This window comes from Sphingobium sp. ZW T5_29 (genome assembly GCF_044987515.1).
Taxonomy (GTDB): Bacteria; Pseudomonadota; Alphaproteobacteria; order Sphingomonadales; family Sphingomonadaceae; genus Sphingobium.
In genome coordinates this window covers 167749-186769 of the sequence record NZ_JBJDRM010000005.1, presented here as the reverse complement: position 1 = coordinate 186769, position 19021 = coordinate 167749, and the positions used below count along the sequence as shown (strand labels likewise).

Annotated in this window: 16 protein-coding genes and 1 tRNA gene; 6 read left to right on the top strand and 11 right to left on the bottom strand. The window is 62.2% G+C overall.

Annotated features, from left to right (window positions below):
• Positions 1-47 precede the first annotated feature (47 nt).
• Together mutL and ACI3KQ_RS06115 are read left to right on the top strand one after the other, a co-directional pair.
• Positions 48-1832 (top strand): DNA mismatch repair endonuclease MutL, encoded by a 1785-nt coding sequence (gene mutL / locus ACI3KQ_RS06120; RefSeq protein WP_404955787.1) that lies wholly within the window; start codon positions 48-50, stop codon positions 1830-1832.
• 2 nt (positions 1833-1834) lie between these two features.
• A complete protein-coding gene (locus ACI3KQ_RS06115; protein ID WP_404955785.1) occupies positions 1835-2380 on the top strand; it encodes a hypothetical protein in 546 nt (181 codons plus the stop codon).
• 18 nt (positions 2381-2398) lie between these two features.
• Here the strand turns inward: ACI3KQ_RS06115 and ACI3KQ_RS06110 are convergent, their stop codons facing one another.
• The 9 genes from ACI3KQ_RS06110 to ACI3KQ_RS06070 form a co-directional block, all read right to left on the bottom strand.
• On the bottom strand, positions 2399-2860 hold the full coding sequence (locus ACI3KQ_RS06110) for a MaoC family dehydratase (protein ID WP_404955783.1): 462 nt from the start codon (positions 2858-2860) through the stop codon (positions 2399-2401).
• A gap of 75 nt (positions 2861-2935) precedes the next feature.
• Positions 2936-3466: a DNA-deoxyinosine glycosylase gene (locus tag ACI3KQ_RS06105; protein ID WP_404955781.1), complete on the bottom strand. Its 531-nt coding sequence runs from the start codon at positions 3464-3466 to the stop codon at positions 2936-2938.
• Positions 3467-3469: 3 nt separating this feature from the next.
• Complete coding sequence (gene ychF / locus ACI3KQ_RS06100; RefSeq protein WP_404955779.1) at positions 3470-4570, bottom strand: redox-regulated ATPase YchF; 1101 nt, start codon at positions 4568-4570, stop codon at positions 3470-3472.
• A 70-nt stretch (positions 4571-4640) separates the two neighbouring features.
• On the bottom strand, positions 4641-5345 hold the full coding sequence (locus ACI3KQ_RS06095) for a DUF2490 domain-containing protein (RefSeq protein WP_404955777.1): 705 nt from the start codon (positions 5343-5345) through the stop codon (positions 4641-4643).
• Between the two features lie 61 nt (positions 5346-5406).
• Complete coding sequence (locus tag ACI3KQ_RS06090) at positions 5407-7035, bottom strand: alpha-D-glucose phosphate-specific phosphoglucomutase (RefSeq protein ID WP_404955775.1); 1629 nt, start codon at positions 7033-7035, stop codon at positions 5407-5409.
• Positions 7036-7145: 110 nt separating this feature from the next.
• Positions 7146-7715 carry an aminoacyl-tRNA hydrolase gene (gene pth / locus ACI3KQ_RS06085; protein ID WP_404955773.1) on the bottom strand — a complete coding sequence of 190 codons (570 nt, stop codon included), beginning with the start codon at positions 7713-7715 and terminating at the stop codon, positions 7146-7148.
• 87 nt (positions 7716-7802) lie between these two features.
• The gene (locus ACI3KQ_RS06080; protein ID WP_404955771.1) at positions 7803-8417 is read right to left on the bottom strand and encodes a 50S ribosomal protein L25/general stress protein Ctc; all 615 of its coding nucleotides are present in this window, start codon (positions 8415-8417) and stop codon (positions 7803-7805) included.
• A 113-nt stretch (positions 8418-8530) separates the two neighbouring features.
• Positions 8531-9421 (bottom strand): TraB/GumN family protein, encoded by an 891-nt coding sequence (locus ACI3KQ_RS06075; RefSeq protein ID WP_404955770.1) that lies wholly within the window; start codon positions 9419-9421, stop codon positions 8531-8533.
• The gene (locus ACI3KQ_RS06070; RefSeq protein ID WP_404955768.1) at positions 9418-10329 is read right to left on the bottom strand and encodes a TraB/GumN family protein; all 912 of its coding nucleotides are present in this window, start codon (positions 10327-10329) and stop codon (positions 9418-9420) included. Before ACI3KQ_RS06070 ends, ACI3KQ_RS06075 begins: the two co-directional genes overlap by 4 nt.
• A gap of 160 nt (positions 10330-10489) precedes the next feature.
• On the opposite strand from ACI3KQ_RS06070, the gene ACI3KQ_RS06065 reads away from it, so the two are divergent.
• From ACI3KQ_RS06065 to ppdK, 3 genes are all read left to right on the top strand, one after another.
• Complete coding sequence (locus tag ACI3KQ_RS06065) at positions 10490-11362, top strand: glycine--tRNA ligase subunit alpha (protein ID WP_404955766.1); 873 nt, start codon at positions 10490-10492, stop codon at positions 11360-11362.
• Between the two features lie 115 nt (positions 11363-11477).
• A complete protein-coding gene (gene glyS / locus ACI3KQ_RS06060; protein WP_404955764.1) occupies positions 11478-13865 on the top strand; it encodes a glycine--tRNA ligase subunit beta in 2388 nt (795 codons plus the stop codon).
• Between the two features lie 145 nt (positions 13866-14010).
• The gene (gene ppdK / locus ACI3KQ_RS06055) at positions 14011-16710 is read left to right on the top strand and encodes a pyruvate, phosphate dikinase (RefSeq protein WP_404955763.1); all 2700 of its coding nucleotides are present in this window, start codon (positions 14011-14013) and stop codon (positions 16708-16710) included.
• A 51-nt stretch (positions 16711-16761) separates the two neighbouring features.
• On the opposite strand, the gene ACI3KQ_RS06050 is transcribed toward ppdK, so the two are convergent.
• Positions 16762-17211: a hypothetical protein gene (locus ACI3KQ_RS06050; protein WP_404955761.1), complete on the bottom strand. Its 450-nt coding sequence runs from the start codon at positions 17209-17211 to the stop codon at positions 16762-16764.
• A 139-nt stretch (positions 17212-17350) separates the two neighbouring features.
• Here ACI3KQ_RS06050 and ACI3KQ_RS06045 point away from each other — a divergent pair.
• Positions 17351-17427 (top strand) — tRNA-Arg (locus ACI3KQ_RS06045).
• Positions 17428-17533: 106 nt separating this feature from the next.
• Here ACI3KQ_RS06045 and ACI3KQ_RS06040 read toward each other — a convergent pair.
• Positions 17534-18994, bottom strand: coding sequence for a cobyric acid synthase (locus ACI3KQ_RS06040; RefSeq protein ID WP_404955760.1), 1461 nt, complete (start codon positions 18992-18994; stop codon positions 17534-17536).
• Positions 18995-19021: the final 27 nt, after the last annotated feature.

Here is a 19021-nt window from a genome sequence, read left to right as displayed (position 1 = left end):
AGGCTAGCGGCTCGCGGAATGCGCTCGCTTGGGCTAGTCACTAATCAATGTCAATACGCCGTCTGCCCGAACATCTGGTCAACCGCATCGCTGCGGGCGAAGTGGTCGAAAGACCTGCCAGTGCGCTCAAGGAAATCGTGGAAAATGCGCTGGATGCCGGTGCAACACGTATCGCCATCAGATTGAGCAATGGCGGGCTGGACCGGATAGAGGTCAGTGACGACGGATGCGGCATGACGGCGGAGGACATCGCCTTGGCGGTCGAGCGTCATGCGACATCGAAGCTGCCGGATGACGCGATAGAGAATGTGGCGACCCTGGGCTTTCGCGGTGAGGCGCTGCCATCCATCGCCAGCGTCGCGCGCCTGTCCATCGACAGCCGTCCCATGGGGAGCGACGGGTGGAACCGCACGATCGACAATGGCGCGCTGGTGGCGGAGGGGCCTGCCGCACTGCCGCCGGGGACGCGCGTTACGGTGGAGCAGCTATTCGCCCGCGTGCCCGCCCGGCGCAAGTTCCTGCGATCGCCAAAGGCTGAATATGCCGCCTGCCTCGATTGCGTCCGTCGGCTGGCCATGGCGCATCCTGCCGTCGCGTTCAGCCTGGAGCATGACGGGCGGCGCGCGCTGGGCGTGCAGGCAGGGGACGGCAGGGAGGATCGCGTTGCCGCCCTAACCGACAGGGCGCTGGCGGACAATCATGTCATCGTCAGCCTGGAACGGGAAGGCATCCGCCTGACGGGCGTGGCATCGCTCCCCACCTATAATCGCGGCGTCGGCGATCATCAGTTCCTGTTCGTGAACGGGCGACCGGTGCGCGACCGGCTGTTGGTCGGGGCAGTGCGCGGCGCTTATGCCGATATGCTCGCGCGGGACCGGCACCCGGTCGTTGCCCTTTTCCTGGATGTGCCGCCGCTGGAAGTCGATGTGAACGTGCACCCGGCCAAGACTGAAGTGCGCTTCCGCGATCCGGCATTGATTCGGGGCATGATCGTGTCGGGCCTACGCCGGGCGCTGGATGCGGAGGGCTTTCGTTCGGTGCAACAGGCCGATGCTGCGGGACTGTCCGCCTGGAAGGCCGAGCCTGTTTCGCCCACGCCAATCGGCGCGATGCCAATCTTTGAAGCGGCTGATGTTCTGGCATCCTATCGACCGCCATCGTCGATGCTGGCCGATCGCCGACCCGGATTTCTGACGCCGCCACCGCAAGCGCGCGCGGAACCCGCCGCCGCGCCCGCGCCTGAAGGTCAGAGCTTTCCCCTGGGCGTCGCGCGCGGCCAGGTCGCCCGCACTTATATCGTGGCGGAAGCGGAAGATGGGCTTGTCATCGTCGACCAGCATGCAGCGCATGAGCGCTTGACGCTGGAACGGATGCGGCGCGGGATGGAAGGGCAGGGCGTCGCCGCACAAGCACTGCTGCTGCCGGAAGTCGTGGAGCTGGACGAACCGGCCTGCGACCGTCTGGAGGCAAGGATTGAGGAACTGAAGGTCTTTGGCCTGGAACTGGAGCGGTTCGGTCCGTCCGCGATACTGGTGCGCGCCACGCCCGCCATGCTGGGGCAGGGCGATGTGCAGGCTATGGTGTCAGACCTGGCCGACGATCTGGCGGCTTATGACAGCGCGCTGTCCCTTAAGGAACGGATCGATCTGGTCGCGGCGACCATGGCCTGTCACGGATCGGTGCGCGCGGGACGCGTGTTGAGCGTCGCGGAAATGAATGCGCTGTTGCGTGAGATGGAGGTGACGCCGCGAAGTGGCCAGTGCAATCATGGCCGCCCGACCTGGGTGAAGCTGGGCCATGGCGACATTGAAAAGCTGTTCGGAAGGAAATGAGCATGAGACGCATCGCTTGCCTGCTCGCCCTGTGCGTTCTGCCAATCCCGGTGGTCGCCGCTCCACTGACGCCCGACATGTGTAAGGATGCACCGCCGCCGCCCGAACCGTGGACAAGCTGGATGCAAAGCGGCGCGGAAATCGCGGGGGGCGTGCCGCATTCAGCGCCCCGGCTGATCCTGGGCAAGCCCGTGGTCGCGACGCTGCGTCCCTCGGTACAGGTGCAATATGCGGTCGAGCCGGAGCCGCTGCGACCCAAGAGCCATGGCGGCCTTTTCACGCTGGCGCTCAAGGATCCGGCGCGGGTCGGTATCGGGCTTTCAGGTCCGGCGCGCGTGGACATCGTCATGGATCGTCAGCGGCTCGAATCCGTCGGGGCGGAACTGGGTCCTGAATGTTCGACGATTCGCCAGATTGTCTGGTTCGACCTGCCGGCGGGTGTGCACCTGATCCAGATCGCGGATTCACCCGCGCGGGAATTGCGCGTGATGGTGGCGGACGCAATGGCCAACCGTGCCCTGCCGCCAGCGCCCGAACAGGAATTTTGACCGGGGCTGACCTGCCGGTCAGGCAGGCCGGGTGCGGAGCAGCACGATGGGCATCAGGGTCATCACGGGCTGATCCTGCTGGTTGATTATCGTCACCCGGCTTTTGACTATGCCCATTTCCGGTCGGGTACGGGACGCCTTCTTTTCGATTACTTCCGACGTTCCGCTCAGCGTGTCGCCGGGGCGGACTGGCATCAACCAGCGCAATTCGTCCACACCCATCGCACCCAAACTGGCGTCCTGATGACCGCTAGCTTGCATTTCCGCGACGAACATCTTCATGAACAGGGCGGTGGTATGCCAGCCGCTGGCTGACAGGCTGCCAAAATGGGTTTCGGCCGCCGCCTCATCGGAAAGGTGGAAAGGCTGAGCGTCATACTCGGCTGCGAAGGCGATGATTTCTTCCCGGCTGATCGTCAGGGGGCCGAAAGTCAAGGTATCGCCAACCATGACGTCCTCAAAATAGTTGATTTCGTCCACTATGGCCCTTCCGTCTCACCATGGAAGTGGAAGGTCTAAGGACACCTTACGTTTACGTCAAGGTTAGGATTCAGGTCAGGGCTGAGCGATCCATTGCCGCAGAACCCGCCAGGCCTCGATCTTCATTTCGCGCGACATCATGGCGTTGGCCCCGCTGCTGGAGGGCAGGTCGATCAGGGTTAGGTCTGCTCCGCCAGGGCCGATCTGGCGGCGTCCGTGAACGGAGGCTGCCTTGCCGTTGAAGGCGATGGCCTGCAGTGAGGGGAGGCGAGCGATGAAGCTATTGAGGTCGCGTAACTCCGCCCCCCGGATGGCGCTGTCCAGACTGCCAGGACGGTCTGCGCTTTCGATCACATCCCATAGGCCAACGCCTCTCGCTCGCAAGCGTTTGAGGCGCAGCGCATAGGGAAGCGCGCGCAGATCTTCCGCCAGAATGTCGTCCATCAACGCCCAGAAAGCATTGCCGCGATGGGCATAATATTCGCCCTGCTTGATCGAAGCGTCGCCCGGCAGGCTGCCAAGGATCAGAAGCCGGGTTGCTTCGTCAACGCTGGGCGGAAAGGCGGTCTTGCGCTGCGCAGCTATCTGACCGGGGCGCAGCGCCATGGGTCAGACGTTGAAGCGGAACAGCATGATGTCGCCGTCCTGCGTCACATATTCCTTGCCTTCGGACCGCCACTTGCCCGCTTCCTTGGCTCCGGCTTCGCCATTGAACTGGACATAGTCCGCATAGGCCATGGTTTCGGCGCGGATGAAGCCTTTTTCAAAGTCGGAATGGATCGCGCCAGCGGCCTGCGGCGCCTTGGAACCCTTGGTCACGGTCCAGGCGCGTGCTTCCTTGGGGCCGACGGTGAAGAATGTGATGAGACCCAGCAGTTCGTAACCGGCGCGGATGATGCGGGCCAGGCCTGCTTCCTCAAGGCCCAGCGCCTCAAGATATTCCGCCCGTTCTTCCACAGGCATGGTGATGAGTTCGGCTTCGATCGCGGCGGAAACGATAACGGCCTTGGCGCCTTCGGCCGCGGCCTTTTCAAACACGCGCGCCGAATGGGCGTTGCCGTCGGCTGCGCTGTCTTCCTCGACATTGCAGACATAGAGTACGGGCTTTGCGGTCAAAAGCTGCGCCTGGAGGAAGATGCGCGCTTCCTCCTCATCCCTGGGCTGGGTCAGGCGTGCGGGCTTGCCTTCGCGCAGCAGGTCCAGCGTCTGGCCCAGAACGGCTGCGGCGGCTTTGGCTTCCTTGTCGCCCTGCGCTGCTTTTTTCGCGAAGGCGGGGACGCGCTTTTCCAGGCTGTCGAGGTCGGCCAGCATCAGTTCGGTTTCGACCGTTTCGGCGTCTGCGATGGGGTCCACCTTGCCTTCGACATGGGTGATGTCGTCATCTTCGAAACAGCGCAGGACGTGGACGATGGCGTCCACTTCCCGGATGTTCGCCAGGAATTGATTGCCTAACCCTTCACCCTTTGACGCGCCGCGCACCAGCCCGGCGATGTCGACGAAGGCGAGCTGCGTTTCGATGATCTTGGCCGACCCGCCGATCTTGGCGATAGTGTCCAGCCGCTCGTCGGGCACGGCGACCTGTCCCACATTGGGTTCGATCGTGCAAAAAGGATAGTTCGCCGCCTGCGCCGCCTGCGTTTCCGTCAGCGCGTTGAACAGGGTGGACTTGCCGACATTGGGAAGCCCGACGATACCGCAACGAAAACCCATGGAACTGCCTTCACGTCAGAATGATTGGCCGCGCCGATAGCCTGTTCCGCGTCCGAAGGCCAGCCTGTGCTCAGCGCCGCAAGAACAGGGTGATCGACGCGACATGGTTCATCCGCTGGTTCCCGCCCCGCTGGTCGACAAGCTGATTGAGATAGCCAATTTCGGCTGTGGATTTGCCCATCAGCTTGACCTCCGCACCGACAAAACTGCGCAACTGGTCGAAGCCTGCCTTTTGTCCCCAATCCGTGCTGTTGAGCGCGACAAAAGCTTCGGCATAGACCAGCGCGTTAAGCGCCTCGCTTCCGGGCTTCAGCGGTTTTTCATAGCGCAGCATTTCGCGCAGCCGCCATCCCATGTCATCCCCGTCCGACCGCCAGCGCTGTTCGATGCGGGTGCGGGACGATAGCTCTCCGTCCCATGGTTTGCCGATCGTCCAGTTGATCTGCTGAAAGCTGCGCTCTTCATTGATGTCGCGACCGCCCTGTGTGGGCAGGACGATGTGCGCATAGCCCTGATAAAGGGAAAGCCGGGGCGACAATTTCCACCCTACCGCTCCACGCAAAATTGTCTGGTCGGGCTGCGATATGCCGTTGCCGAACCGAGGCTGGATCTCCGCAAAATAAATGAGGTTTCCGGTTACAGGCCCCATGGCGGTCAGGTTCAGCCAGGCTTGCTCATCTTGTGCAGTAGCCGCCTGCGCAGCGGTGCCGGTCAGAAGGGCGCAGGCGCACAGTATGGAGCGCAATGAATGAGCGAGAAGGCGGGGGCGAGGCATGGCGGGTCTCTAAACCCCCGCCTTTTCCACCTCATATCCGGCCGGTAACTTTTCGTGTCTCTCAGGTGATCACGCTGGGCCGGTCCATGCCGGTGAAGCCTGTTATGTCCGCAATCTCCTGCGCAGCGCTCACCAGCGGGGCGAGTGCTTCGCTCGTTTCCATGCCCAGGTTGCCGTTTTGATCGATATAGCGCTCGATATAGACGCGCAAGGTGGCGCCTTGCGTGCCGGTGCCAGACAGGCGGAACACGATGCGTGATCCGTCTTCGAACAGGATGCGAACGCCCTGGTTGCGGCTGATCGACTGGTCGGTCGGATCGGTATAGGCGAAATCATCCGCGCTCTTCACCCTGCCGCCGCTGTTTGACGTGCCGGGCAGATTGGTCAGCTGGTCTCGCAGCGCCGCCATCAGCGCTTCGGCGCGATCCTTGGCGATGGCTTCATAGTCATGGCGCGCATAATAGTTGCGACCATAGATAGCCCAATGCGCCTGCATGATGTCCGCCACGCTCTGCCTACGCACCGCTAGGATATTGAGCCACAGCAGCACCGCCCAGATGCCGTCCTTTTCCCGAACATGGTCGGAGCCGGTTCCGGCGCTTTCTTCGCCGCAGATCGTCGCCATCCCGGCATCCAGCAGGTTGCCGAAGAATTTCCAGCCTGTCGGGGTTTCGTAAAGAGGGATGCCGAGATTTTCCGCGACGCGATCGGCAGCCCCGCTGGTGGGCATGGATCGCGCGATCCCCTTCAGCCCATTGGCATAGCCGGGCGCAAGATGCGCATTGGCCGCCAGCACCGCAAGCGAGTCGGAAGGGGTGACATAGCAGTGACGACCGATGATCAGGTTACGGTCGCCATCGCCGTCCGAAGCTGCGCCAAAATTTGGCGCGCCGTCGCTCATCATCAGATCGTACAAGGTTTTCGCGTGCACGATGTTCGGATCGGGGTGATGATGGCCGAAATCGGGCAGGGGCGTGCCGTTGCATACGGTCCCGGATGGTGCGCCCAGGCGCCGCTCGAAAATCTCGGTGGCATAAGGGCCTGTGACCGCACTCATCGCATCGAAAGACAGGGTGAAGCCCTGGGCGATCATCTCCCGGACGGCCGCAAAGTCGAACAACTGCTCCATCATATCGGCATAGGCGGCAACAGGGTCGACCACTTCGACCGCCATATCACCGATCATGCTTGACCCGATGGTGTCGATATCGACGTCATCCGCATCGATGATGCGATAGCTGTCTATCACCAGCGTCCGCGCGTGGATTGCGTCCGTCACCTTTTCCGGCGCCGGTCCGCCATTGCCGACATTATATTTGATGCCGAAATCTTCGTCCGGGCCGCCCGGATTATGGCTGGCGGACAGTATCAGGCCGCCAAATGCGCCTGATGCGCGGATGAGGTGCGAGGCGGCAGGGGTCGACAATATTCCGCTCTGGCCGACCAGCACCCGACCAAAGCCGTTCGCCGCCGCCATCTTGAGCACGATCTGAATGACTTCACGGTTGAGGTAGCGGCCGTCGCCGCCAAGAACCAGCGTCTGGCCTTCAAAGCCGGTCAGGCAGTCGAACACCGACTGGACGAAATTGGCGGCATAATGCGGCTGCTGGAAAGTGCGGACTTTCTTGCGCAGGCCGGACGTACCCGGCTTTTGATCGGGAAAGGGGGTAGTGGGGACGGTCTGGATCACCCGGAACCTCATGAAAGACGAAGTATAATCATCCCCCTATGGCCCGACAGCCATCGGTGGCGCAATTGACCCTGGACTTATTTCGCCGGTGCGAAGGGGCTGGCCGTCGCTTAATCGGCCACCCTGAGCGCGATCTCGTTCATGAAACGGGCGTCGTCCCCCTTGGCGAGCCATTCCGCCTCTGCGCCGATCGCGCCCAACATGTCGGCCAGGGCGTCCGTCTCGCTCTTGTGATAATTGCCCAGCACATAGCCGTGCACCCGGTCCTTATGCCCCGGATGCCCGATGCCGATCCGCACGCGGCGGAAATCCGGGCCGATATGGGCGTCGGTGGAACGCAGGCCATTATGTCCCGCATTGCCGCCGCCGCGCTTTACTTTGACCTTCATCGGGGCGAGGTCCAGTTCGTCATGAAAGACGGTGACGTCCTGCGGTGTGAGCTTGTAGAATCGCATCGCCTCCCCGACTGACCGCCCGCTTTCGTTCATGAAGGTCGCGGGCTTTATGAGGATGATTTTCTCCGGGCCGATGCGGCCTTCCTGGACCCATCCGTGAAACTGTTTTTTCGGCGGGGTGAAGCGATGCATGTCGGCGATGACGTCCGCTGCCATGAAACCGACATTGTGCCGGTGCATCGCATATTGGGTGCCCGGATTGCCCAGGCCGGCCCAGATCTGCATCGCGCGTCACCTCCAAAAGAAAATCCCGCCCGCCGGGTAGGCGGACGGGATCGAAATTTCCAGCCCGGAAGCTGTCGGGTAAAAGGCTTACTCGCCTTCCGCCACGGTTTCGTTGTCGCCTTCTGCGCTCTTGAGCGCGGACGGGGCAATGATGGTAGCGATGGTGAAGTCGCGATCGTCGATCGCGGTTTTCGCGCCCTTGGGCAGGGTGACCGCGCTGATGTGGATCGATTCGCCGACGTCAAAGCCCTTCAGGTCGACAACAACGTCATCGGGGATTTCCGCGGCATCGACGATCAGTTCGATGTCGTGACGGACGATGTTCAGCACGCCGCCCTTCTTCAGGCCAGGCGACGCGTCTTCATTTTCGAAGCGCACCGGCACGTTGACGCTGACGGTGGCATGTTCCGAAACGCGCAGGAAATCAGCGTGCAGCGGACGATCGGTCACGGGGTGGAAGGCCACATCCTTGGCGAGCGTGCGGACTTTCTTGCCGCCGACTTCGACCATGATGACCGAATTGAAGAAGTGGCCGGTGCCGAGCTGCTTGTTGAGGAGCTTTTCCTCAACGTGGATCGACTGGGGTTCTTCGTTCATTCCATAGATGACGGCGGGTACGCGGCCCTCACGGCGGAGAGCGCGGGAGGCTCCCTTGCCTGCCCGATCGCGTGCCTCGGCCGACAGCGTAAGCTGCTCGCTCATTGCGTGTCTCCAAAAGCAGATTTCATAAACTTCCCGCAACGCCTCCAGGGATGACCATCACGGGAAGGCGGCCCTTTAGCAGAAATCCGCCAGGAGGCAAGGGTCAGCCGACCTTATTGCACGCGCGTGACCCGGTAGCCCGCAGCCTGCAGCAGCGCGATCAGATTGTCCCGCCCGGTCAGATGCCCCGCGCCCACCGCGATGAAGGGCCGCCCCTTAAGCCCGCCCACAGCGCTAACCCAGTCGCGGTTACGGTCGATCAGCACCGCCTGCTCGACCACCGGGTCCGGTTGCGCGCCTGCCTGATCCTCCCGCGCGATGGCAGCCATGTCGCCTTTCAACCAAGCCTTGAGGATGCGATCGTAAAGCGCCTGCACGCCGTCCGCTTCCTGAACCGTCTGCAGCAGGAGATGGCGCTGCGCTCGTTCGGGCAGGCCATCGAACGCGCCAAACTGCCGCGCGACCGTTTCCAGCCCGCCGATCGGCTTGCCCGCGTCCCTGAACGCCCCGATCAGCGCTGGCTCGACCCCGTTTGCGCCACTTATATGCAGCGATTGCTGCGCTGCCGCCGACAGCAGCATTGCCGCCGCCCAGCTTTCATAGCCCGACAGCATCTCCATGCTGGCGCCGCCTTGCTGGACCAGCCGTTGGAGGTCATCGCGCTCATCGGCGGGGATGCGCGCTTCCAATGGCGGCAGATTGGCGCTGCGGCCCAGTTTTTCGAAGGCGGCGGTGGCCAGGGCCTGATCCTGAATATCGGCGGTTTCCAGCACCAGTCGGTCCGCCTGCGTCATCGCCCGCTCGATCGCTGCGGTCCGCCAGGCGACATCTGCGGGCAGCACATGAATGGTGCCGAACAGCCATCCATCCAGCGCCTTGCCCTCCACGCGCCACAATGCCGGGCCGCCGTCCGCTGGCGGAGCGGGCGGTTCCCGTCCACATGCCGCGACCAGCAACAGGGTGAGCAGGCCCAGCCACCGCATCAGGGCGCGCAGCCCGATCATTGCGAAACCCGCACCGACCCCAGGCCGATCTTTTCCAGCTGATCCTGCACACTGCCCTTACCGGCCAGATGACCCGCGCCCACGGCCACGAACACCGTGCCGGGTTGGGCCAGCCGCCTCTTGATCCACTGCGCCCACCTGACGTTCCGGTCGATCAGCAACACCTGGGCGAGTTCCGGCGTTGCTTCCAAAGACTCGTTCATTTCCTCAGCCAGCCGTTCAGGATCACCCCGTTGCCAATGGCGTATGAGCCGCGCGAACTGGCTGTCCATGTCGGGCAGGCCATCGACCGTGGCGTCCAGAAACTTGACCTGTTGCGCCATCGGCAGGCCCGCGAAATAGCCAAGCTGTTGTTCCACCGTTTCCAGCGCGCTCACTCGCTTCCCCGCAGCCTTCGCGGCCTCCGTCAGCGTCTTTTCCGCGCCCAGTTCGGCCTGATAGCCCAGCTTTTCCAGCGGCTGAACCGACAGAGCCATGCCCGCCATCCAGGGATTGAACGCTTCAAACATCGGCCAGGGCAGGGCGTTGGCGGCCATCGCCGCCTGATAGCGCTGCTTCAAATCGGGGCTCAGCCGGTCGGACAGCTTGACGCCATCACGCGCCAGCGCCGCCTGGGCCATGGTCGTCGCCATCGCCTGCGGGTCGGTCGGCTCCAATATTTCGAGCACCAGTTCGTCCGACCCGTCAAAGGCGCGCTTCACGCCGCCGTCGAACCATTGCACGCCCGGCTTCAACACATGGACGGTGCCGAACAGAAAGATGGTCGTGTCGTCATCCCTGACGCTCCACAGGGCAGGGCGGACCATGCTGGTTTGAGCGACGGGCCGGGCGGCGGCGGGGCGTTCCGGGGCACATCCGCTCAGCAGCAGCAGGCCGACGGTCACGAAACGCGGGAAAAGCCATTTCATCCAGGGGAATTCCATCTCATCATTTTGCCAGCATCCATGCGGGCCGGGCGGGGTCAGGGCAAGCGGATTAACCCATCCCGACCGCTCTTTTCCTTGACCCTTTCGCCCGCCTGCGCCAATGCGCGCCGCAACACAGCGTCATGAAACCGAAGGACCGTCCGTGGCGACAGGCAAAGCGCTCTCCTTTCAGGACCTGATCCTGACCCTGCATGCCTATTGGGGAAAGCAGGGCTGCGTGATCCTGCAACCCTATGACATGGAAGTCGGCGCGGGCACTTTTCACCCCGCGACGACGCTCCGCAGCCTTGGCCCGAACCCGTGGAACGCGGCCTATGTGCAGCCCAGCCGCCGCCCGACCGACGGGCGTTACGGAGAAAATCCCAATCGCCTGCAGCATTATTACCAATATCAGGTGATCATGAAGCCGTCCCCGGCGAACCTGCAGGAACTGTATCTGGGGTCGCTGGTCGAAATCGGCATCGATCCGCTGGTCCACGACATCCGATTTGTCGAGGACGACTGGGAAAGCCCGACGCTGGGCGCCTGGGGCCTTGGCTGGGAAGTGTGGTGCGACGGCATGGAAGTCACCCAGTTCACCTATTTCCAGCAGATGGGCGGTTTTGATTGCAAGCCGGTCGCGGGGGAACTGACCTACGGCCTCGAACGGCTCGCCATGTATATTCAGGGCGTCGACAGCGTTTACGACCTGAAGTTCAACGATGCGGGCGTCACCTATGGCGACGTATTCCTGGCCAACGAACAGCAGATGTCGAAATGGAATTTCGAGATCGCCGACACGGAAAAGCTGTTCCGCTGGTTCAAGGATGCCGAGGCCGAATGCAAGGCGAGCCTTGATGCTGGCGTGCCGCTCGCCGCCTATGACCAGGCGATCAAGGCATCCCATGTCTTCAACCTGCTGCAGGCGCGCGGCGTCATTTCGGTGCAGGAACGCGCCAGCTATATCGGCCGCGTCCGGGACTTGGCCAAGGGCGCTTGTGAGAAGTGGATGGAAGTGAACGGGTGGGCCGCGTGATGGCGCAGGGAGCAGTAGCCCGTGCTCTTGCGAAGGCAGAAGCCCAGAGCCCCACGCACCGCGCTTTGAACCCTGGGCTCCTGCCTTCGCAGGAGCACGCTGAAAGAATCATCGCATGACTGACTTCCTCCTTGAACTGCGCTGCGAAGAAATCCCCGCGCGCATGCAGATCAAAGCGTCGGAAGACCTCGCCCGCCTCTTCACCGAGGAACTGGCGAAGGCCGGCTTGAAGCCGGACAGCATCGACAGCTTCGTCACGCCCCGCCGCCTAGCGTTGATCGCGCGCAATCTGCCCCTGCAAACCGCCGCCATCAGCGAAGAGTTCAAAGGTCCCCGCACGAGCGCACCCGCGCAGGCGCTGGACGGATTCCTGCGCAAGACCGGCCTTACCCAGGACCAACTGGAGGACCGCGACGGCGTCTGGTTCGCCACGGTGAACAAGCCCGGCCGCGCCACCGCTGCGGTGCTCGCCGAAGCCGTCCCCGCCCTCATTCGCGCGTTCCCCTGGCCCAAATCGATGCGCTGGGGCACGGCGTCGCAAACGACCGAAAGTCTGCGCTGGGTCCGCCCGTTACAGGGTATCGTCGCGATCCTGGGTGAAGACCTGGTCGATATCGAGATTGAAGGCACCCGGTCGGGCTACGCCACGCTTGGCCACCGCTTCCACCATCCCGGCGAAATCACCATCGGCGGTGCGCATGACTATGTCGAAAAGCTGCGCGCCTGCCATGTGATCGTCAGCCATCAGGAACGGCAGGCCATTATCGAGGCGAAGGCGAACGAGGCCGCCGCCGCGAAGGGCTATAGCGTGATCGAGGACAAGGGCCTCGTCGCGGAGAATGCCGGCCTTACCGAATGGCCGGTTCCGCTGCTGGGCGATTTCGACCCGGCTTTCCTTGAAGTCCCACCTGAAGTTATCCAGCTAACCCTACGGATAAACCAGAAATATTTTGTTCTGCGCGACGGCGCAGGCAAACTCGCTCCCGCCTTCATTTGCACCGCCAATATCGAGGCGAAGGATGGCGGTGAAGCGATCATCGCCGGTAACCGCAAGGTCCTCGCCGCGCGCTTGTCCGACGCGCGCTTCTTCTGGGAACAGGACCGCAAGACGACCCTTGCGGACCACGCGAAGAAGCTGGAGCGTATCACCTTCCACGAGAAGCTGGGCACGGTCGCCGATAAGGTCGAGCGCGTCGCGAAGCTCGCCCGCTGGCTGGTGGAAGAGGGGATCGTCACCGCGAACCCCGCCGCTGCATCCGCCAACCTCGCTGCCCCATCTGTCACCCCAGCGAAGGCTGGGGTCTCAGGCCGCAGCGCGCCAACGCCTGAGATGCCAGCCTCCGCTGGCATGACGAAAGAGGAACTGGCTGACCTGGCGGAACAGGCAGCCCGCCTCGCCAAGGCGGATCTTGTCACCGAAATGGTCGGAGAATTCCCAGAGATTCAAGGGGTTATGGGCGGATATTACGCCCGCGCCGAAGGTTTGCCCGATGTGGTAGCTGAGGCCATTCGCGATCACTACAAGCCGGTCGGGCAGGGGGACGATGTTCCTACCGCGCCGGTGACGGTGGCGGTATCGCTTGCTGATAAGCTGGATACATTGGTCGGCTTCTTTGGAATCGGACAAGGCCCGACGGGGTCCAAAGATCCCTTCGCATTGCGCCGTGCAGCTTTGGCCGTTCTTCGGCTGCTGGAGGAAAATAGACTTAGGCTTCCCCTGCTACCTCTGCACGCGTATGCGTTACGCGATCATGTGTATCGCCATGTATATGCTCACACAAAGCCAGTTTCTGATGTTGACGCGCAGATACTAGCGAAGTTCGGCATGGACCCTAAGAAGGTAACTGAGCCTGAATGGCAGCAAGGAAATCTCGCTCGTCCGGTTATTAAAGACTTCGTTGTCGACTTTGCATCTTCGGATAGAGTCTTCCTCGACTTCTTCGCCGACCGCCTCAAGGTCCAGCAAAAGGAAGCAGGCGTCCGCCACGACCTGATCGACGCGGTGTTTGCGCTCGGCGGCGAAGATGATCTCGTCCGCCTGCTCGCCCGCGTGAAGGCGCTTCAGTCCTTCGTCGCCACCGACGACGGTACGAACCTGCTCGCGGGATATAAGCGCGCCGCCAACATCCTGAAGAAGGAAGGCGTCGAAGCTCCGAGTGCTCCTGCGAAGGCAGGAGCCCAGGGTGACGAAGCGCTGCCGGACTCTGCGCTCCTGCCTTCGCAGGAGCATGATGCGCTGTCCTATACCCCCGAACCCGCCGAAGCTGACCTGATCGCCGCTCTGGACGCCGCCGAACCGCGCGCCACGGCAGCGGTGATGGCAGAGGATTTTGAAGGCGCCATGGCTGCGCTCGCGACGCTGCGTGCGCCCATCGATATTTTCTTCGACAAGGTGACGGTCAACGACGCTGATCCGGCAAAGCGGTCGGCCCGTCTCGCCCTGCTGGTGCGGGTGCGGGACGCTGTCCATGCGGTTGCGGACTTCTCGAAAATTTCAGGCTAATTCGTAAAAGTCGGTCATCGGGCCGGGATTATGGATACATAAGGACGGGATCATCGTAAAAGTGGGTGCGTTTATCGCCCCTTTGTTGCAGGAACTTTGCTGCAACGCACAATTGTCGGCAATCAGTGCAGGGAGCGCCGCGAATATGTTGAAAATGGAAGAGGCCAGCATGAGCACCACCGCGACGCGTTATGTTTATCGTTTCGGCGGCGGGGTCGATGACGGCGGCAAGGGTGATAAAAACCTCCTCGGCGGCAAGGGTGCGAACCTTGACGGCATGGCCGCTATCGGCCTGCCCGTGCCTCCGGGCTTCACGATCACCACCGAAATGTGCACCCGCTATTATCAGGATGGCGGCGTCTATCCCGATGGGCTGATGGCAGAGGTCGCCAACGGCATTGCCCATATCGAAGGCGTGACGGGCAAGAAATTCGGCGACGCTGCCGACCCGTTGCTGGTATCGGTCCGCTCTGGCGCGCGCATTTCGATGCCGGGCATGATGGACACGGTGCTGAACCTTGGCTTGAACGATGAAACGGTCGTCGGCCTGGCGACGGCTTCGGGCGATGAGCGTTTCGCCTGGGACAGCTATCGTCGCTTCATCCAGATGTATTCCGACGTGGTGCTGGAACTGGACCATGGCGCTTTCGAGGAAGCATTGGAAGTCGCCAAGGAAGATCAGGGCTACACGCTCGACACCGAAATGACCGCGGATGATTGGAAGGCGCTGGTTGCGGAATATAAGGCCCTTGTTTCAAAACTTTGGAACAAGCCTTTCCCGCAGGATGTGAACGATCAGCTATGGGGCGCGATCAGTGCCGTGTTCGGGTCCTGGCAGGCCGACCGGGCGAAGGTTTATCGCCGCCTGAACTCGATTCCGCATGATTGGGGCACGGCCGTCAACGTGCAGGCGATGGTGTTCGGCAATATGGGTGATACGTCGGCGACCGGCGTTGCCTTCACTCGCGACCCGGCCACGGGCGAGAATGCCTATTATGGCGAGTATCTGATCAACGCCCAGGGCGAAGACGTGGTGGCGGGCATCCGCACGCCCCAATATTTGACCCGGCAGGCCCGCGAGCGGGCAGGGGCCAAGCCGCTGTCGATGGAAGAGGCGATGCCGGAAACCTATGCCGAACTGGCTGAGGTATTCCAGATCCTTGAAACCCATTATCGCGACATGCAGGACATCGAATTCACGGTGCAGCAGGGCAAGCTGTGGATGCTCCAGACCCGGTCAGGCAAGCGTACCGCGAAGGCCGCGCTCAAGATCGCGGTCGAAATGGCGAGCGAAGGCCTGATCAGCGAGGAAGAAGCCGTCGCCCGCGTCGACCCCGCCGCGCTGGACCAGCTTCTCCACCCGACGCTTGATCCCAAGGCGCCTCGAGATGTGCTGACCAAGGGGCTGCCCGCGTCACCGGGCGCGGCTTCGGGCGCGATTGTGTTCGACGCCGACACTGCCGAGCGTCGTAATGAACTGGGCGATTCGGTCATTCTGGTCCGCGTGGAAACAAGCCCTGAGGATATTCACGGCATGCACGCGGCCAAGGGCATCCTGACCGCGCGTGGCGGCATGACGTCACATGCCGCCGTCGTGGCGCGCGGCATGGGCCGTCCCTGCGTGTCCGGCGCGGGCAGCCTGTCGATCGATAACAAGGCGAAGCTGCTGCGTATCGGCGATCGTTCGCTCAAGGAAGGCGACATCCTCACCATCGACGGTTCGACCGGCGAAGTGATGGCGGGCGAAGTCCCCACGGTGCAGCCTGAACTGGCGGGCGACTTCGGTATCCTGATGGCCTGGGCCGACAAGGTCCGCCGCCTGCGCGTTCGCGCCAATGCCGAAACCCCGCAGGACTGCCAGGTCGCGCGCGATTTCGGTGCGGAAGGCGTGGGCCTGTGCCGTACCGAACATATGTTCTTCGACGCCGCCCGCATCACCGCCGTCCGGGAAATGATCCTGGCCGACAGCGAAAAAGGCCGCCGGGTCGCGCTGGCCAAACTGCTCCCCGAACAACGCGATGATTTCGCGCAAATCTTCATGGTAATGGCCGGCCTGCCCGTGACGATCCGCCTGCTCGATCCGCCGCTGCACGAATTCCTGCCGCATGGCGAAGCGGAGTTTGAGGAAGTCGCAAAGGCTGCGGGTGTTGGGGTCGATGCACTTAAGCGCCGTGCGTCTGAACTGCACGAGTTCAACCCGATGCTCGGCCATCGCGGTTGTCGTTTGGGTGTCACCTATCCCGAAATCTACGAAATGCAGGCTCGCGCCATTTTCGAAGCCGCGCTGATCGTCAAGCAGCGCAGCGGTGAAGCGCCGATCCCTGAAGTCATGATCCCGCTCGTCGCGACGAAGAAGGAACTGGAGTTGATGAAGGCGATCGTCGATCGCGTCGCCAGCGAGGTATTCGAGGAGCAGGGTGCGTCGGTCGAATATCTTGTCGGCACGATGATCGAACTGCCGCGCGCTGCGCTAAAGGCGGGTGAGATCGCGGAAGTAGGCGAATTCTTCTCCTTCGGCACCAATGACCTGACGCAGACCACGATTGGCATCAGCCGTGACGACGCAGGCCGTTTTCTGACCCAATATGTCGATAAGGGCATCTTTGCTCGCGACCCGTTCGTCAGCATCGATGTGGAAGGCGTGGGCCAACTCATCGAATTGGCGACGGAACGTGGCCGCGCGGCTCGGCCTGGTATCAAGCTGGGCATCTGTGGTGAACATGGCGGTGATCCGGCGTCGATCACCTTCTGCGAGCAGACTGGGCTCGATTATGTTTCCGCCTCGCCCTATCGCGTGCCGATTGCCCGGCTGGCGGCAGCTCAGGCGGCGCTGGCGAAAAAGTAGCTCGATTAGCACCCTCTCCCCATCGCGGGAGAGGGTAGTTCCGGGCGCTACCTAGGGCGTTTCGACATAGCGTCGCTCATGCTCGCGCACCTTGCCGGTGTCGAGCAGCCGCGCCTGAACGCGCCATTCCTCCCGTTCGATCGTGCCAGGTTCCCGACCCAGTCGTGATTCCAGCATGGCTTGCTGCTCATCGCTCATGGCTCCCACCTGCCCATAAGAATGGTAGCCGGATTCCTTCAGCGCAGCCGCGTCGCTAGACGTAATCCCCCTGATCCGCGTCAGATCGTCCGAACGAACCCTGTCGTCGCTGACGGGAGCAGCTGGCGGGGCAGCAGCGGCGGAAATATGTGCATCGCGGTCCTTGATCGTCTGCCGGTGCGCCAACTGCTCTTCGCGCCACAGTCGCTTATATTTACCTCTGCCGCTGATCATCAGACCGAGCACCAGCCCGAAGAACAGAGCGATGACGATGAGTAAAATCTCATTGAGAGTAAAAGCCATGCCCGACCTCCTTTCCCCATCGTAACGAGCCGCACAGTGGAAAAGTTGCCGGGATCGGTCGTGCTCCGGAGTGCGCGTAAAAAAAGTGAGAAAGGGGGTTGCCCAATCATCCGACCCCCTCTATCTGCCGCTCCACAACGCGCCCGTAGCTCAGCTGGATAGAGCATCAGACTACGAATCTGAGGGTCGGACGTTCGAATCGTTCCGGGCGCACCATTTTCCTTATGTAGGAAAATCAGTCACTTGCTGTTGGATATGAATGACATGTCCTAATGGACCGCAGCAGATAGCGGGTCCCGTGCAGCAGGGGCAATCATCCCCGTTAGCCGGTCGGACTTTTCGCCAGCCTGATGATCGCGTCGATGTCGACATGCTGCTCCAGCTGTGCGGCGATTTCATCGAGCGCACGTTCGACTGACGCGTCATAGTCGCCCAAGGATGATTGTGTGCCGAGGGTAGCCAGCAGTGTGGAACGCAACTGGGTGCTGGCGAACAGGCCATGGACATATGTGCCCATCACCCGACCGTCATCGCTGATCGCGCCGTCCCCGCGATCTCCGTTCAGCATGGCGAAGGGGCGGGCGCAGTCGGCACCATCCGTCAAGCCGACATGCATCTCATATCCGGCAAATGTGCTGCCAAGCGCTAAGCCGTTGACCCGCTCCAGCGCTTTGCTGCCGGTCAGGCGCGTTTCAATGTCCAGCAAGCCCAGCCCTTCCACTTCTTCTGGCGGTCCTTCAATGCCATCGGGATCGATGATACGCCGCCCCAGCATCTGATAGCCGCCACAAATGCCCAGCACGGCTTTGCCCTGCCGGTGGTGTGATCGGATGTCGACGTCCCAACCTTCTGATCGAAGAGAGCGCAGGTCGGCGATGGTCGCCTTTGATCCGGGCAGCACGATCAGCGTGGCTTGGGCCGGGATCGGCTGACCGGGCGGCACCATGACGAGGTCGATGTCCGGTTCGAGCTTGAACGGGTCCAGATCGTCGAAATTCGCGATCCTGGGTAGGATCGGGCAGGCAATCATCATGCGCTGGCCCTGTCCCTGGACTTTGCGTTCAAGCACTACGGCGTCCTCGCTGGGCAGGCGGGCGGTGGCATTGAGCCAGGGCACAACGCCGAAGCCGCGCCAGCCCGACAATTGCTCGATTTGGCGGTAGCCGTCTTCGAACAGGGCGGGATCGCCGCGGAATTTGTTGATCAGGAAGCCGTGGATCATCTTCGCATCATCAGGGTCGATGACAGCTTTGGTGCCGACGATCGCGGCTATGACGCCGCCTCGGTCGATATCACCGATCAGGATTACCGGGACATTGGCTGCACGTGCGAAGCCCATATTGGCGATATCGCCAGCGCGCAGGTTGATTTCGGCAGGAGATCCAGCGCCTTCCACGACAACGATGTCGCATTCCGCCTGTAGCCGTTGGTAACTTTCCAGCACGGCATCGAGCAGCTGTCCGCGCGCCGTCCTGAAATTGTTCGCGCCCAATGTGCCCCGCACCTTGCCATGCACGATCAGTTGAGAGGTGCGATCGGCCTGTGGTTTTAGCAGCACGGGGTTCATGTCGCTATGCGGGGGGACGCCCGCCGCGAGCGCCTGCAAGGCCTGCGCTCTGCCAATCTCTCCGCCATCGATGGTGACGGCGGCGTTGTTGGACATATTCTGTGGCTTGAAGGGGCGGACACTGTAGCCACGCCGCACAAGTGCCCGACACAGGCCAGCGACCAGCACCGACTTGCCTACGTCCGATCCGGTTCCCTGGAGCATGATCGCGGTCATCGCGCGCTCCTGCATGGAGGCCGGGCC

Excerpts from the sequence above, each read along its gene's own strand:
- mutL (WP_404955787.1), top strand. The coding sequence starts at position 48 with ATGTCAATACGCCGTCTGCCCGAACATCTGGTCAACCGCATCGCTGCG.
- ACI3KQ_RS06115 (WP_404955785.1), top strand. The coding sequence starts at position 1,835 with ATGAGACGCATCGCTTGCCTGCTCGCCCTGTGCGTTCTGCCAATCCCG.
- ACI3KQ_RS06105 (WP_404955781.1), bottom strand. The coding sequence starts at position 3,466 with ATGGCGCTGCGCCCCGGTCAGATAGCTGCGCAGCGCAAGACCGCCTTT.
- ychF (WP_404955779.1), bottom strand. The coding sequence starts at position 4,570 with ATGGGTTTTCGTTGCGGTATCGTCGGGCTTCCCAATGTCGGCAAGTCC.
- ACI3KQ_RS06095 (WP_404955777.1), bottom strand. The coding sequence starts at position 5,345 with ATGCCTCGCCCCCGCCTTCTCGCTCATTCATTGCGCTCCATACTGTGC.
- pth (WP_404955773.1), bottom strand. The coding sequence starts at position 7,715 with ATGCAGATCTGGGCCGGCCTGGGCAATCCGGGCACCCAATATGCGATG.
- ACI3KQ_RS06080 (WP_404955771.1), bottom strand. The coding sequence starts at position 8,417 with ATGAGCGAGCAGCTTACGCTGTCGGCCGAGGCACGCGATCGGGCAGGC.
- ACI3KQ_RS06075 (WP_404955770.1), bottom strand. The coding sequence starts at position 9,421 with ATGATCGGGCTGCGCGCCCTGATGCGGTGGCTGGGCCTGCTCACCCTG.
- ACI3KQ_RS06070 (WP_404955768.1), bottom strand. The coding sequence starts at position 10,329 with ATGAAATGGCTTTTCCCGCGTTTCGTGACCGTCGGCCTGCTGCTGCTG.
- glyS (WP_404955764.1), top strand. The coding sequence starts at position 11,478 with ATGACTGACTTCCTCCTTGAACTGCGCTGCGAAGAAATCCCCGCGCGC.
- ppdK (WP_404955763.1), top strand. The coding sequence starts at position 14,011 with ATGTTGAAAATGGAAGAGGCCAGCATGAGCACCACCGCGACGCGTTAT.
- ACI3KQ_RS06050 (WP_404955761.1), bottom strand. The coding sequence starts at position 17,211 with ATGGCTTTTACTCTCAATGAGATTTTACTCATCGTCATCGCTCTGTTC.
- ACI3KQ_RS06040 (WP_404955760.1), bottom strand. The coding sequence starts at position 18,994 with ATGACCGCGATCATGCTCCAGGGAACCGGATCGGACGTAGGCAAGTCG.